Below are 14,415 nucleotides of genomic sequence, written 5' to 3'. Positions count from 1 at the left end.
ATAGGGAATTTTGAAACAAAAGAGTACACAAATCGGCAACATTTAGGGTACAAAATAGGGTACAAACATCTCTGTTAAGAATCAGTTTTTCCACAACATTTTTTATATTTTTCACCTGACTTGCAAGGGCAAGGATCATTGCGCCCGATTTTTGGAGTATTAATGAGAGGCTTATTTTTGTTGTCCAAAAGTTCCACAAATTTTTTTGCTCTAGAGACAAAAACTTCGCAAATCTCTTTCTTCCCTTCTTTAAATTCAAGTAAATAATATCTTTTTGCATTAATATTACCTTTGCTGATCGCTTGCTGCAAATAATCTTCAGCTAATTGATCATTTTTTTCGACAAATGTGCCACGATGATAGGCTTCACCTAATTGAAATAAAGAATCTGAGCAACCTAAATGAATAGCTTTTTGTATATGGTTAAAGGCACGCTCATTGTCAATAGAATTTATTTCTTGATTACTATAATACCCACAAAGTAACCGATGGATTAGAGGAAGCTCTTGCACATAATCTTTATTTGCATATTTTAAAACCTGATCAAATTTTTTTTCGTTATAAAGATGTACTGCATAATGAGCAGTTGCCTCTGGATGTTTTCTATCGCAAGCAATTTTTAAATATTTTAAGCCAAGCTCTTTTTGCTGACTGCCATCTAATTCTTCGTATAATATTTTGCCGTATCTATATAATGGTTCTAAATCGCAATTCTGTAACACTATATCTTCTTTATTTTTAGAAACACGTTCAACTAGCCTTTGATCCAGTTTTGCACTAATATTGAATGAAGTTTGATAAAATGATATGGCATGTTTATAGAAGTTTTGAATGTAACATAATTGTTTGTCATTAACAAAAGGTATAATTTTATCTGATGTTATTTTATTTTGTTCATTTTCGGCCATTGCTTCACATAATAACCCAGCTTTCAAATGTTTTTGAATATCTGAAGATGTTAATGCATCATATATAATTTGTTGATACTCCGAAGTATCAATTTTTATAGGTGTAATATGGAGCTTATCTAAATTTAAAATTTTTTTGACGACGTCAATAATTAGATGTCTTCCTCTCTTAGCATCTTCTAATAGTTGTTTATTTGTATATTCTATAAATTTTTGATCGTCTTCTTCTATAATTGTATAGTTTTTATGCGCACTTTTATTGCCAAGTAGTCGTATTTGGTCAAGTAAGCTTTTAAGATTAGAATCAATTATATTTTTGGAAAATAATTCTTTAATTTTGTTATCAGTACTACCGTAAAGTTTTAAATTATTGGATTTGGCTATTTCATCGCATATGTATGATAAACAATCTCTAAATATAATTAAAGAATGTCTGGGGGTAAGCTTAATAAGCTCTATTGCCTTTAAGTAGTCTTCTGCAATATCAGGATTTAATTTTTTCATTAATCCTATGTCAGTCATTTTATGCCTTAGATAATATTTTTTATCTTATTTAAAATCGTTTAATCAAAAAATAAATAATTAAGAATAATTTAAAAATGCAACATAATGGAAGAATTTTGATTATTTAATGGAAAATAAAATTTTTTACTAAAATAAATTCTACCATTTTATGCTATTCTATATCAAAATAATATTATTTCTTAAGGTATAAAATGACTTTTATAAATCATCATTTACGTCCTGTTCATGAATTACTACAACAAAAGTATGCAGTTCCTTATTACCAACGTGATTATAAATGGAATAAAAAGCAATTTGAAGAACTTTTAAATGACTTACAAGAGGAATTTTCATCAAATTATAAACCAGAGCATGGACGTACAGATGTCGCTAAATATAGTAATTATTTTTTAGGGACGGTACTTACAACTAATGAAAATGAGAGTCCAAGAAAAATTATTATTGATGGACAACAGCGAATAACATCTTTATGTATTTTATATATATACTTATTACGACAGAATCAGCAAAAAAGTCTAAGTATTGGTGGATATATTACACTTGTGAAAAGTGAATCATATGGAACTAATGACTTTAATATTGAAGTAGAGACTAGTCGTAATCAATTGTTTAATGTATTAGTCGATTTTACAAAAACAGATGATGAACTTATAGGTTTAGACTTTATGGAAAGTTGTGATGATGGCACAAAAAATTTATATGAACGATATCAAGATATTAGCAATCTTTTGGATGATGAAATTAAAGAAAAATTAGAATTTTTTGCTGATTGGATCGCTAATAAAGTTATTTTATTTGAGATAGTTCTTCCAACGGAACATGATGCTCATAAAGTATTTTTAACAATGAATGATAGAGGACTGAATTTATCTCCAATTGAGATGTTAAAAGGTGAGCTCTTATCAAAAATAACAGATCCAACAAGACACAATACAGCACATACAACATGGGTAGATTATACGCGAAAGTTACAAGATATAGATAGAGATGAAGATTCAAATTTTATCAAAACATGGCTGAGAGCAAAATACGCTACCGGTATGCGAAATAAAAGAGAAGTGGGCAAAAAAGACTATGAAGAAATTGGTGATTTTTATCATCGATGGGTACATGATAATAAAGATAAACTTGAATTAAGAACACATGATGATTTTTATAATTTTATTGAGGTTCAATTTAAAAAATATTCAAATATTTATTTGAAAATTATTCAATACTCTAAAAATCTTACAGCAGAGTATCCGGAAGTTTTTTTCAATGCTGATAAAGATATTACTTTTCAGCCATTGCTTATTTTGGCGTCAATCTGTGATTCAGATTCAGATGCTGTAATCAATCAAAAAATTAAAATCGTTTCAAAATATTTAGATATTTATACCACTGCTAGAATTGTGAATGATAAAAAAAATACATATGATAATTTAAAAGAACCTCTATTTTCATTAGTATTATTAATTCGAAATAAAACTGTAGATGACCTTATCACTAGTTTAAAAAATGAGTATATAAGTCAAAGGTTGATGATTGAAAATATTATTAATTTAGAATATGGGAAGGCATCTACATCATCGATTCTTCATATATTAGCGCGAATTGCAGCATATTTGGAAAACCAGATTAGTCAAACAACGGCTGTCGGTTTTGAAACGTATATTGATCGTAGAAGAAATTCGAAAACATTTGATATAGAACATATCCTTGCAGATAGTTATGATATATTTCAAACTTCTTTGGGTACAACTGTTGTAAATGACTTTGACAATCGAGATGAATTTAAAAGGATGAGAAACAATATTGGAAATTTAATTTTATTACCAAGATCTAGGAATAGAAGCTTACAAGACAAGAATTATGCGACTAAAGTTCAAGCATATGCTACGGAAAATATAACTTCACAAACACTATGTCACAATTTTTATCAAAGTAATCCAGTATTAACAACTTTCATGACGTCTAGTGGAATCTCAATTACTCCTTATGTTAACTTTGTAAAATCATCATTATTGGAGAGACAAAATTTATATAAGATAGTAGCTCAAAAGATTTATGATATTGAACAATTATGAACTTAATATATTAAGATAGTCAAATATTGAACCAGTCGTTTTTTGAATCAATTTTAGAACTCAATCAACTCGATCCATATCGAAATCAAGAAAATGATAAATACTTTGATACATTTATTGTTTCATTTGGTGAAATTCCTTATGAAGATATGCTCAAATTATTTAAGGGTTTATTTTTACCATCTGCTATATTGAACTTATTTGAAAACACTTATAAATTAATTGACTATGTTGAAACCAATACAGCGCAAAGAGATAAAATTCTTAAACTGAAAAAAGATCGTTTAGACTATTTAACGCCAATCATTAATACTTTAGAGCGAAAGTGTAGAGAAGCGCAACTAGAAGGTGATGCCCAAAAATACAAGAGGCTTTCTTTTGCTATGAGCGTGCATCAAAACTTTTTAAATGATCCCATAGCTACTTTGCACTTATTTCAAAAAGTAGAAATATATTTATTTAAAAATAGAGAAAAAATATATACGCTAGAACGAGATAAAGTAAAAAATAGAAAACAAAAAGAAGCTCAAAAAAGAGTAGATTTGTATAGGCAACTAAGGGAAATAGGGAAGTTTTATGAAGGTTACGAATTTTTTTCAAAAACGTATCAGAAAAGATTATGGCACTCAACCGCTATAAAAATTTATAAACTATGTAAATTTTTAAATCCTAGTTTAATCGATAATGTTCTTAAAGAAAAAGTAGTATATTTATTTGCGCAAGCAGACATATCAATAACGCTTAATACAACACGTCTCAATAATGCTGATTTATTTATTATGCTCAATAATATGCCAATTTGGGCATATGAACCATATCTCAACAAACGAAGATTAAGTATAGAAATTCAAAGTGAAAAAGCTAGTTCACTCATTAACAAAGAAAAACAAAATACTAACGTAGAATCACCTTATGCAAACCTATTGGGAAATACGCCTTTAGCGCTTTTTTTACTTTTCTAAATATATTAAAATCTCTCAATTTACAAAATCTCCCCTTCCTTCACGGAACTTTTGACAACGTCAAAATTTTTCACTTTGCTAGAGTTCGTTTTATCTTTTGCGTGAAAGAAAATCACATAAACGATATGCGCATATCCTGAAAAGGAAAAAAGATGACAACTTCAAATGTCAAAGAATTGTTAAGTCAAAAAGGTGAGATAAAGTCTCTTATAAAATGCCTCGATGCGAGAGCATCATGGGGCTGTGCCCCTGTGGCGATTGCACGAGAGGCAGTTCATCGAGTAGGTTTTCTAGTAATACTCTATGGTAAACGTCATGGAGGTAAAAAGCATAGTTTTAAGGTGGTTTCTTATGGAAAATAATCCACTTCTTATGACATCAGGTGTCGATAGTTTGTATTTTCATTATGAAAGCTCATTGGAATATGATGAACTCTTTATGGATATTGTCGAACAAATAGAAGATCAAAAAGATCGTTTTGCTCGAAATGAAATGAGGTATCAGCCACATGATCTACTTATTACGATTGCAGATACTACGTTTAACTACTTAGGCTTTGCAGAGGGGTATTATTGGTTTAGAGATCATAATGAGTTTTTCAAAATAGGTTTTAAAGATAAACAAAAACAGCGTCGTTTGCATGATATTCGTGTGCAGTTGCAAGGTCGAGGGATTTATACCCTTGGCATTACTTCCATGCTTGCCTATATTGATTCAATATTAGGAGATTATACAACAGGATTAAAGCCAATCATTCGAGCGGATATAAACGCTTTTGTGCAATATGATTTCTCGTTTGTGGATCGTTCTATGTTTGTGACACGTAAAAAGAATTATTCGACCATTTCTGAAATTGGTGATGCTAATAGTATTCAAACGCTTTATGTGGGGAAACCTCCTTTTATGAAGAGGCTTTACAATAAAACTTTAGAGATGAAAAAATCTAAAAAAGAGGAGTTAATGCGTGAATACTTTGCCAATTATGGTTTTGATTTAGAAACTCCAATTTTTAACGTAGAGTTTCAAATGCACAGACCTCATTTAAAAGCTTTTTGTGTTCAAACGGTAGATGATTTGCTCTTGAATGTCAATAATCTTTTTAAGTCTGCTATGGATGAGATACGACTTATTGATGCTTCAAGCATATCAGAAAATGGAATTGAGCATAATAATAAACATAGAGCGCAAACATTGCCGATTTGGGAGCAGATTAAAGAACAATTTGATGCCAAAGAGTTCTTGCAAATTCAAACAGATTTGAAACGTATTAAACGCATTGAGTACCTTTACGATTATGAACGCTTCCAAACGGATTTTCATGCTTTGATGAAAAAAGCGTATTTGAATTGTCTCTTTATCAATGAAAAAACATTAGTTGAAAATTTAGAACGATTTGTGAAAGATACGAATAAAGTCATGCCATTTTATGAACGGGAAAAGTCCATCCCTGTCGAAATTGTGGATATGTCAGCTAATGCGTATTATTATAAGCTACAAAATAATGAGCTTAAAGATGCCAAGTTACCGCTCTCTGTAACACGTATGGATGATATGGCTCTCTTGTATCATGTGAGTAAGTTAGAAAATGAGGTAAAAAAGGAGAATGTATCCGATCTTACGCAAAAGCAATACAAACTCGCATATGAAGAAGCCATAAGGCGTAAATTGATTAATCGTAGAGCAGATGAGTTTCATTTTGAGGAGCCAAAATGAGCCATTTTTTAACACAAAAAGAAGCGGCAGAATTTCTCAAAATCTCCGATGAAAAGCTTAAACGTTATAAGCAACGTGGCTCATTGGTATGTGGCGTTCATTTCTTCAAACGTGAGGGGATAGTGCGATTTGATAGTGAACAACTTACACAATGGATGAAAGGAGCGCCTAATAGGCTAGCTTCAAGCATTGTTGATGATATTTTGGCTAGTATTTAGTGCCGATTTGTGAGAAAGGTCACAAATGATTTATCTACGAAGTAGAGAAGGCAAATTGTACGTTCGTTTTTTTATCGATGGTAAAGAAGTGAGTAAATCGCTTAAACTTGAAGATACTAAGGCAAATCGTACATTTGCCAAAAAGCATATCTTCCCTGAATTAGAGCGTAAAATTTATTCAGGAGAGTATAAAAGGGTAGCTAAAACATTGGCATATTACAGTGAAAAGTATCTTTCACTAAAAGCAAATGCAAAAAGTTATCCTGAAATAGTGAGACGTGTTGAAGCCATCAATGAGGCTTTCGGTAATAAACGAATTGACACTATTACCAAGTTATCCATTAAAGAGTGGCTAAATAGTTTCAAGATTAAAAATATCTCGAAAAAAAACTATTTAGTGGCTTTAAAAGGTATCTTTGGTGTAGCGTATGATGATGAAGCACTGGCAAAAAATATCGTTAATGATATTTCTATTGGTGCGTATGAGTCTGTAGAAGCAGAGCCATTTAGTGAAGATGAAGTCAAACGTATTTTAGATGCGAGTGAGGGAGAATTTAAAAATTATCTCGGTGTCGCTTTGAATACGGGTATGCGTACGGGTGAAATTTTGGGATTAATGCTTTCTGACATTGATGGAACAACCATTAGTGTGAAACGAGCAGTTAGCAGAAATGCTAAAGAACCAACTACCCCTAAAACGCAAAAGAGTATTAGGAAAATCCCTATACTGGAAGCGTGTATGCCATATCTTCAAGATCAAATCAGAATAGCTATGCAAAAGAAGAGTTTGTATTTGTTTTCAAGTGAAACAACAGGTACACATTATTCTGATGCAACGGCTTTAAAGACTAAGTGGAAAAGAGTCATCACACGTTCCAAAGTTCGTTATCGTAAGTTGTATAACACTCGTCATACTTTTGCAACAGCAATGTTAAGAAGTGGGCAAGTGAGTGTTTTAACAGTTGCTAAAATGTTGGGACATTCAAATTCTAAAATGGTTTTAACAACCTATGGTGGTTTCATCGCATCTGAAGAACTAAGGATTGATAGAAGTATCAAACTTTATGGAACAAATCATGGAACAGTAGAGAAAATGGCTTAGGGAATGGTGGAGTGTAGGGGGATCGAACCCCTGACCTCAACGCTGCCAGCGTTGCGCTCTCCCAGCTGAGCTAACACCCCGAAGTAGAAGAAAAAAAGTATTTTAACCAAGCAAAACTTAAAATTCTTCTTTTATGCTGCAAATTGTTTTGATTTTTCTGCTTTTATTGTGGCATATGCCTCTTGAATTTGTTGAAACTTTACTGTAAAATCTTTGAGTTTTGTTTCATTCTTGCATTCGATAGTATCCGGGTGATACGTTTTTGCTAAACGAAGGTATTTTCTACGAATACTTTCTAAACTCTCCTGCTCATGGGCATTCAATAAATAATAAGGATTGTATGGTTTATGATAGGTCTGTTTAGAATGATATAGCACTTTTTTTGTGACAAGTTTGATAGGTTTTTCTGACGCTAAGAGAAGTTTTTGAAGAAATGATGCGTTGTGGGTTTTCGAAGCGATAGTGCACAACTGATACAGAGACACTAAAAATGATCTTCGTTGGTGGGGATTTTCGTTACGAATGGCAAAATTAATGAGTGTTTCGTTTACCCAATAGGAACGACCTAATGTGCTATTAAGCACGTGTTTTACATGTAAATAGTGTGAAGATGCCTCTGAGATATGGATACAAATACAATCAGCTGTAAGACGTAGTTGCATGAAGCCTCCTTAGTTGAAAGATAGAAGCAAAATCGATTCCTCCTTACAGAAATGCTGAAATAATGGGCTTTTATTAACGGGTTTTTAATATTTTTTAGTTATGATTTAGCACTATGACGAAAAATTATCAATAGCCTTATTAGATACAAAGGGGATTATATGAGTAAACGTGTTATTTTAGTTGATGACTCCAAAACAATTCTTGCAACAGCTCAAATGGCGTTAGAAGAGATGACGCAACAAGGAGTGATTCAATTTGCGACGTATCTCAATCCTGTCGAATTACTGGATGCTTTATTAATGGGTAATGAAGATTATGATCTTTTAATTAGTGACATTAACATGGCACAAATGAGTGGACTTGATCTTGCGACTCAACTTAAATCTCACGAAAAATTTAAAAATAGACCTATTCTTATATTAACTACGGAGAGCTCACCCGAAATGAAGGCGAGAGGCAAAGCCATTGGCGTAACAGGCTGGATGGTAAAACCTTTTAGTGATGACAAGCTTGTGAAAGCTATTACGATGGTATTAGGGCTATAAAAATGGAAAAATCAAATAAACATGCGGATTCGAAAAGCATGCAACGCTTTTTGACGTTTTATTTGGAAGATGAAGTGTATGGTGTACATATCTCTGATGTAAAAGAGATTATCGCCATGATGAAAACAACTCCTGTCCCCAAAACACCTAAGTTTATACAAGGGGTTATGAATCTAAGGGGTAATATCATTCCTGTGGTGGATATGCGTCTTAAATTTGAGATGCCTTCTATCCCTGCACAAATGTACACCGCTATTGTGATTATCAAATTGGGCGAAAAACAGATTGGTTTTATTGTCGATAAAGTTGAAGAAGTCATTAATGTGGAAGAAGAACATCTCTCTTTGCCACCGGAATTTGGAGCACAGATAGATACCCGTTTTATTAAAAACATGGCGCAACATAAAAATAAAGTCGTCATGATTTTAGACCTTATTGCTCTTTTTGGTGAAGAAGAGTTAAGCATCGTACAAAATCTTAGTAAATCAAACAGCGATATGGCAAAGGAGAAGTAAATGAAAAAGGCAACGTTAGGATTTAGAATCTCATTAGGATTTGGTATCCTAGTCTTTATTATTGTAGTTTTAGGCACAATTGGTGTAGTAAATATGCGTAATGCTTCTTCAGCAGCCACAAAGCTTGCTGTGACATATGTCCCTGAGGTGCAGTTGGCGACAGATATTTTTAAAGTATCGAATCAAATTCGTTATGAAATGCGCGCGTTTATGCTAAGTGACAATGAAGCAGCGCTGGCAAATGCCAAAAAAGCTTTTACAGAGTTAAAAACGTATTTGGATGAAGCTGATGCTCATGCCAAAAAATATAATCTAAAAAATCTTCAAGACAATAAAAAAATTGCTGCTTCTGCGCTTGAACGATATATCGAGGCAACCGATAAGAGCGAAAAAATCTTGGCGCGTAAAAAAGTTTTAGATGCGCAAATGGTTGATAATGCAGCATTATTTGTCAAAAGTGTTGATGAGTATATGGCGTCACTTAAAAGCTCACTGGATGATGACTTAAAAAGTGAAAGACTCGATAAAACAAAACTTGCTAACCGAGGAGAAAAATTTGCCAATCTTCATACTATTATCAGTGTCACAGCAGCTGCTAGAGTTTATGGACAGCGTGCACAGTTGAAAAATGATGTTTCATTGATTGAAGGAGTACTTCCAAAGTTTGAGACAGGTTATAAACTACTAGCTGATATGCGCGCAACAACATTGAAAACTTCAAACCTTGAACACCTTAAAAACGTTGAACAAGCGATGCGAACGTATGAGGCGTCTATGCGAGGTTTTGTCAGTATCATGCAAGAAAGTAGCACTGAATCTAAAATCATGATAACACTTGCTAATGAAATGCTTAGTGCCGTAGAAGCTGTTGTCGATGATGGTCTAGAAAATGTTAAAACCGTCTCAACAGAGACATCTGATTCACTAAGTACGGCTTCTCTTATTATGATTATTGGATTAGTGATAGCAATTATCTTAAGTTTATTAAGTGCTTATATTATTATTAAAAGTGTTGTGAAAGTCGTAGTTGATTCTGTAAAATCTCTCTCTGAAGGAACCTCTCAAGTGGTCAGCGCGAGTGAACAAATCAGCTCCGCTTCCGTTTCGTTAGCGGAAGGTGCAAGTTCTCAAGCGAGCAGTGTGGAAGAGGTGAGTGCAACCATTGAGCAAGCAACCGCAAGCAATAATCAAAATGCTGATAACAGCCGTGAAGCTAATATTTTAGCGCAACACTCAAATGATGCGGCTCGCCAAGGCAATCAGCAAGTGGCTGATTTAATGGTTGCTATGGAAAAAATTACGGATTCTTCACAGAAAATTGCCAAAATTATTAAAACGATTGATGAAATTGCGTTTCAAACGAACCTGTTAGCGCTCAATGCCGCTGTTGAAGCCGCGCGTGCAGGTGAACACGGTTTAGGTTTTGCCGTTGTCGCAGAAGAGGTGAAAAACTTGGCTGAGCGCAGTGCGGGTGCGGCTAAAGAGATTACAGGAATTATTGAGGCGAGCATTGATCAGGTAAAAATGGGAACAGAGGTTGCCAATCGTACCAAAGAGTCTTTCAGTGAAATTTTAATGAGTATTAAAAAAACATCTGATCTTATCGGTGAAATTGCCATTTCGGCAAAAGAACAAGCAGAGGGTATGAATCAAATCGCAACAGCGATGGGGTCAGTAGACCAAATCACACAGCAAAATGCATCTGCGAGTGAAGAAACCGCTGCCGCGGCAGAAGAGTTAAATGCTCAAGCGTTATCTATGTTAGAAAGTGTCGCGGAAATGGCAGCCCTTGCAGGGTATGATATGGGCAAAGAAAGCCTTAAAACAACGCCAGCACATAAACGTGTTGCATCGCTCAGCATGGCGCCAAAACGCCTCAGCGTTGCACCTAAAAAAGCAAAAAGCACATTGAATACGACGTCAAAAAGAAACAATGAAGAGGTTTTTCCTCTTGATGAAGATGATTTAAAAGAGTTTTAGTTCGGTTGCTTTTTACAGGTTTGTGTAAGGCGTAGAGTATAAAATTTCTTTTGAATGAAGGTGTATGATGTATATAGATGGCGATGTCCTTGAACTTGACCTTGAGATGGACTTAGAAGAAGTAAAAGCGTTAGAGATTTTTATCAAAGATAGACTTGCTTATGTTGAAGAGATTGTTTTGTTACGTTCCAACGATAGCATACCTTCAACATCAGCGCTCTTCTCATTACTTTTTTTTATTAAAGCTCAAAAACCTTCAATAAAGATAGAGTTTATGGAGACGATGAGTCTTAATCTAGAAACATACGGCACAATGTATTGGACAACGAATGAGTAAAGAAAAATTACGACAAATCTTCATCGAAGAGGCCAATGAAATTATTGAAAAGATGGATGTTGATATCCTAAGCTATGAAGAATCACCTTACGATAAATCTCTTTTAAATGAGATTTTCAGAGGTGTGCATACGCTGAAAGGCAGTGCCAATGCGTTTAATTTTTCACGCCTTGGTGAGTTTGTTCACCATTTTGAAGATGTCTTAGATTATTTTCGTACCAGTGATGCTGTGCCAAATTCGCAAGACGTGGACCTCTTTTTAGACAGTGTCAATGTGATTAAAGAGACGCTATTATGCGAGGTTGAAGAAAAAGAGGGGTTGCCAAGTAGTTATGCCTCTTGTTTGGAAAGTATTCGTCATATTCTTTTACATGTAAATACAACGCAAGTACCTCTTGAGGAAACTCCTATGGCAGACCTTGCCGCGGAGTTTGGCAATGAAACTTTTAATGCTCCTCTTTCTCATACCCTCTGTGATGACCAAGCATTTTTAAATGAATTACAAGACGGTGAAATGCTGTTTAAAATCACACTTCGCTTGGATGAAGATATTTATTTAAGAGGGTTTGATCACTTTTTGTTTTTCAAAAACCTAGGACATCTAGGACGGATTTTGGCATCCTATTGGACGGTTCCAAAAGAAGTTCCCCCTGAAGAATTCAATGTTGAACGCAATCTTATTCAGCGCGTAACCCTCTTTTTTGCTAGTAATAAAGCATATGAAAGCATTGTGGATGTGTTTGCCTTTTTAGATGATGAAGAGTTTGAAGTAACGCCTATTGCTGCCCAAGAGCCAGTGCCCCTTGTGGAGCAAATTTTAAATGAAGCTCCTGCCAATGAGCAAGAAATCAAAGTAGAGCATAAAGAAGAGGCTCAAATTGCCCCCAAAAGTACTGTCATCACTAAAAATTTTCTAAAAATTGATGCACAAAAATTGGATGAATTGTTTGATTCGATTGGTGAATTGGTTATTGCTCAAAATTACTTAGGTGAAAATGAAAAAATTAAGGCAATGCACGATGCTGAAGTTGCTAAAACGATTGAAAACCTCTCAAAAATTACACGATTGATTCAAAACCGTGTGATGTCGTTGCGTATGATTCCTATTCGCGATACTTTTGAAAAGATGAAACGTGTTGTACGCGATTCGTCTAAAAAAGTGAATAAAGTCATTCATCTTAATTTAGAAGGGGAAGACACGGAGATTGATAAGACAATGGTTGAAGCGCTTTCAGACCCATTGGTTCATATCATTCGAAATGCTATTGATCATGGAATAGAAAGTTCTGAAGAAGAGCGACTGAAAAATGGCAAAAGTGTTGAAGGAAATGTTCTATTAAGAGCGTATCACAGAGGTGGCAATATCATCATTGAAGTGAAGGATGACGGTAGAGGTATCAATAAAGCAAAAGTTTTCCAAAAAGCGCTATCAAAAGGACTTGTAAGTGTGGATGAAGAGCTGAGTGATTCACAAATTTACAGTCTCATTATGCAACCAGGATTTTCGACAGCCGATGTGATTAGCGATATTTCAGGACGCGGCGTTGGCTTGGATGTCGTGAAAACTGCCATCGAAGCCGTGCGAGGAAAGATTGATATTAGCTCCGAAGAGGGCAAAGGAACCACGTTTTCGATTGTATTGCCTTTAACGTTAGCGATTATTGATGGTATGTTGGTGCGTTCAAGCGAGAAGATTTTTATTATTCCGACATTATGCATTACCGAGTCCTTTAGACCAAAACCAGAAAATGTTCATTCCATCAGCGGTAAAGGTGAATTTGTACAGCTTCGCTCAGAATTATTGCCTATTATTCGGCTTAATAAGGCGCTCGAGCTCGATCAAACCATGCCAAATCCTTCAGAAGCAACATTGGTTTGCATTGAAAATACACGCGGAAAATTTACACTATTGGTCGATGAATTGGTTGGGCGTCAGCAAGTGGTGATTAAAACGCTTGGAGAATTTTTATCTAAAACGGAAGGAGTCAGTGGAGGAGCGGTTATGGGTAATGGAGAAATCGCCCTAATCTTGAATGTTGAAGAGCTCTTTTAATGGAAAGACTGGTTTTAAAACGTAAAGAGTTTCAACTCTTACAAGCATTTATTTATGAAAACATCGGCATTTCTTTGGGTGATCATAAGATTTATTTAGTGCAGGCCAGACTTGCAAAACGTGTAGCACAATTAGGGTTGGAGAGTTTTAGCGCCTATTATGAGCGTTTAGTGAATGATAAAAATGCGAATGAACTGGAGTATCTCTCTTCTTTAATTTCGACCAATGTGACCTCTTTTTTTAGGGAAGCTAAACAGTGGGATTTTTTAAAAACATGCCTTCTTCCTTTATGTGAACGAAATGGTGGGAAACTGCGCATTTGGTCAGCTGCATGTTCTTCGGGAGAAGAACCGTACAGCATTGCCATGTTTTGTGCGGAGCACCTCTCCAATTACGAACAACTTGATATTAAGATTTTAGCAACAGATGTCTCTTCTAAGGTGCTTAAAAAAGCTATGAACGGGGTATATGCGCAAAAAGCATGTCACTCCCTCAATGAAGTTTATTTACGAAAATATTTTACACCATTACGGATGGAAGATGAAATTTATTACCGTATGACTGAGCGAATGAAACAACATGTTTTATTTCGAGAATTCAATCTTGTCACAGGAGATTATGCTCTTTTTAAAGAGAAAAAATTCGACATTATTTTTTGTCGTAATGTCATGATTTATTTTGATAAACCAACGCAAACAGCACTGGTTGATAAGTTTCATGGCATGTTAAGCGATGGCGGATATTTATTTATAGGAAGTTCGGAGGCTCTTACCGATATGAAAAAGGACTTTAAATCCAGAAGCGCTTCAATTTATCAAAAGGGATAGG

General features: G+C 34.5%; 14 protein-coding genes and 1 tRNA gene. 12 read left to right on the top strand and 3 right to left on the bottom strand.

Going from position 1 to position 14,415, the window contains the following annotated elements; translation table 11 throughout:
- Positions 1-74: 74 nt before the first annotated feature.
- A complete protein-coding gene (locus tag AC5SLP_RS10130; protein WP_495255027.1) occupies positions 75-1,430 on the bottom strand; it encodes a DUF4145 domain-containing protein in 1,356 nt (451 codons plus the stop codon).
- A 194-nt stretch (positions 1,431-1,624) separates the two neighbouring features.
- On the opposite strand from AC5SLP_RS10130, the gene AC5SLP_RS10125 reads away from it, so the two are divergent.
- The 6 genes from AC5SLP_RS10125 (at position 1,625) to AC5SLP_RS10100 (ending at position 7,494) form a co-directional block, all read left to right on the top strand.
- On the top strand, positions 1,625-3,499 hold the full coding sequence (locus tag AC5SLP_RS10125) for a DUF262 domain-containing protein (protein WP_495255026.1): 1,875 nt from the start codon (positions 1,625-1,627) through the stop codon (positions 3,497-3,499).
- 26 nt (positions 3,500-3,525) lie between these two features.
- Entirely contained in the window at positions 3,526-4,461 is a 936-nt protein-coding gene (locus tag AC5SLP_RS10120) for a hypothetical protein (RefSeq protein ID WP_495255025.1), read from the top strand.
- 152 nt (positions 4,462-4,613) lie between these two features.
- Positions 4,614-4,823 carry a hypothetical protein gene (locus tag AC5SLP_RS10115; protein ID WP_495255024.1) on the top strand — a complete coding sequence of 70 codons (210 nt, stop codon included), beginning with the start codon at positions 4,614-4,616 and terminating at the stop codon, positions 4,821-4,823.
- Positions 4,813-6,174: a hypothetical protein gene (locus AC5SLP_RS10110; RefSeq protein ID WP_495255023.1), complete on the top strand. Its 1,362-nt coding sequence runs from the start codon at positions 4,813-4,815 to the stop codon at positions 6,172-6,174. The genes AC5SLP_RS10115 and AC5SLP_RS10110 overlap by 11 nt, the downstream gene beginning before the upstream one ends.
- Positions 6,171-6,392: a helix-turn-helix domain-containing protein gene (locus AC5SLP_RS10105; RefSeq protein ID WP_495255022.1), complete on the top strand. Its 222-nt coding sequence runs from the start codon at positions 6,171-6,173 to the stop codon at positions 6,390-6,392. Before AC5SLP_RS10110 ends, AC5SLP_RS10105 begins: the two co-directional genes overlap by 4 nt.
- A 25-nt stretch (positions 6,393-6,417) precedes the next feature.
- A complete protein-coding gene (locus AC5SLP_RS10100; protein ID WP_495255021.1) occupies positions 6,418-7,494 on the top strand; it encodes a tyrosine-type recombinase/integrase in 1,077 nt (358 codons plus the stop codon).
- A 4-nt stretch (positions 7,495-7,498) separates the two neighbouring features.
- On the opposite strand, the gene AC5SLP_RS10095 is transcribed toward AC5SLP_RS10100, so the two are convergent.
- Both AC5SLP_RS10095 and AC5SLP_RS10090 read right to left on the bottom strand, forming a co-directional pair.
- Positions 7,499-7,574, bottom strand: a tRNA-Ala gene (locus tag AC5SLP_RS10095).
- A gap of 51 nt (positions 7,575-7,625) precedes the next feature.
- Positions 7,626-8,156 (bottom strand): J domain-containing protein, encoded by a 531-nt coding sequence (locus AC5SLP_RS10090; RefSeq protein WP_495255020.1) that lies wholly within the window; start codon positions 8,154-8,156, stop codon positions 7,626-7,628.
- A gap of 159 nt (positions 8,157-8,315) precedes the next feature.
- Here AC5SLP_RS10090 and AC5SLP_RS10085 point away from each other — a divergent pair, with 159 nt between their 5' ends.
- The 6 genes from AC5SLP_RS10085 to AC5SLP_RS10060 all read left to right on the top strand — a co-directional run bounded on the left by AC5SLP_RS10085 (position 8,316) and on the right by AC5SLP_RS10060 (position 14,414).
- On the top strand, positions 8,316-8,702 hold the full coding sequence (locus AC5SLP_RS10085; RefSeq protein WP_495255019.1) for a response regulator: 387 nt from the start codon (positions 8,316-8,318) through the stop codon (positions 8,700-8,702).
- A gap of 2 nt (positions 8,703-8,704) precedes the next feature.
- Positions 8,705-9,217 carry a chemotaxis protein CheW gene (locus AC5SLP_RS10080; RefSeq protein WP_495255018.1) on the top strand — a complete coding sequence of 171 codons (513 nt, stop codon included), beginning with the start codon at positions 8,705-8,707 and terminating at the stop codon, positions 9,215-9,217.
- Positions 9,218-11,197, top strand: a complete 1,980-nt coding sequence (locus AC5SLP_RS10075) for a HAMP domain-containing methyl-accepting chemotaxis protein (protein WP_495255017.1) — start codon at positions 9,218-9,220, stop codon at positions 11,195-11,197. It begins immediately after the preceding gene.
- Positions 11,198-11,264: 67 nt separating this feature from the next.
- Positions 11,265-11,534, top strand: a complete 270-nt coding sequence (locus AC5SLP_RS10070; protein WP_495255016.1) for a hypothetical protein — start codon at positions 11,265-11,267, stop codon at positions 11,532-11,534.
- Positions 11,527-13,587 (top strand): chemotaxis protein CheA, encoded by a 2,061-nt coding sequence (locus AC5SLP_RS10065; RefSeq protein WP_495255015.1) that lies wholly within the window; start codon positions 11,527-11,529, stop codon positions 13,585-13,587. The genes AC5SLP_RS10070 and AC5SLP_RS10065 overlap by 8 nt, the downstream gene beginning before the upstream one ends.
- Entirely contained in the window at positions 13,587-14,414 is an 828-nt protein-coding gene (locus AC5SLP_RS10060; RefSeq protein WP_495255014.1) for a CheR family methyltransferase, read from the top strand. Before AC5SLP_RS10065 ends, AC5SLP_RS10060 begins: the two co-directional genes overlap by 1 nt.
- Position 14,415: the final 1 nt, after the last annotated feature.

The sequence above is a fragment of the Sulfurospirillum sp. E15m genome (assembly GCF_059415145.1).
Note: the sequence above shows the minus strand (reverse complement) of the source record. Positions and strands in the feature narration are given on the sequence as shown.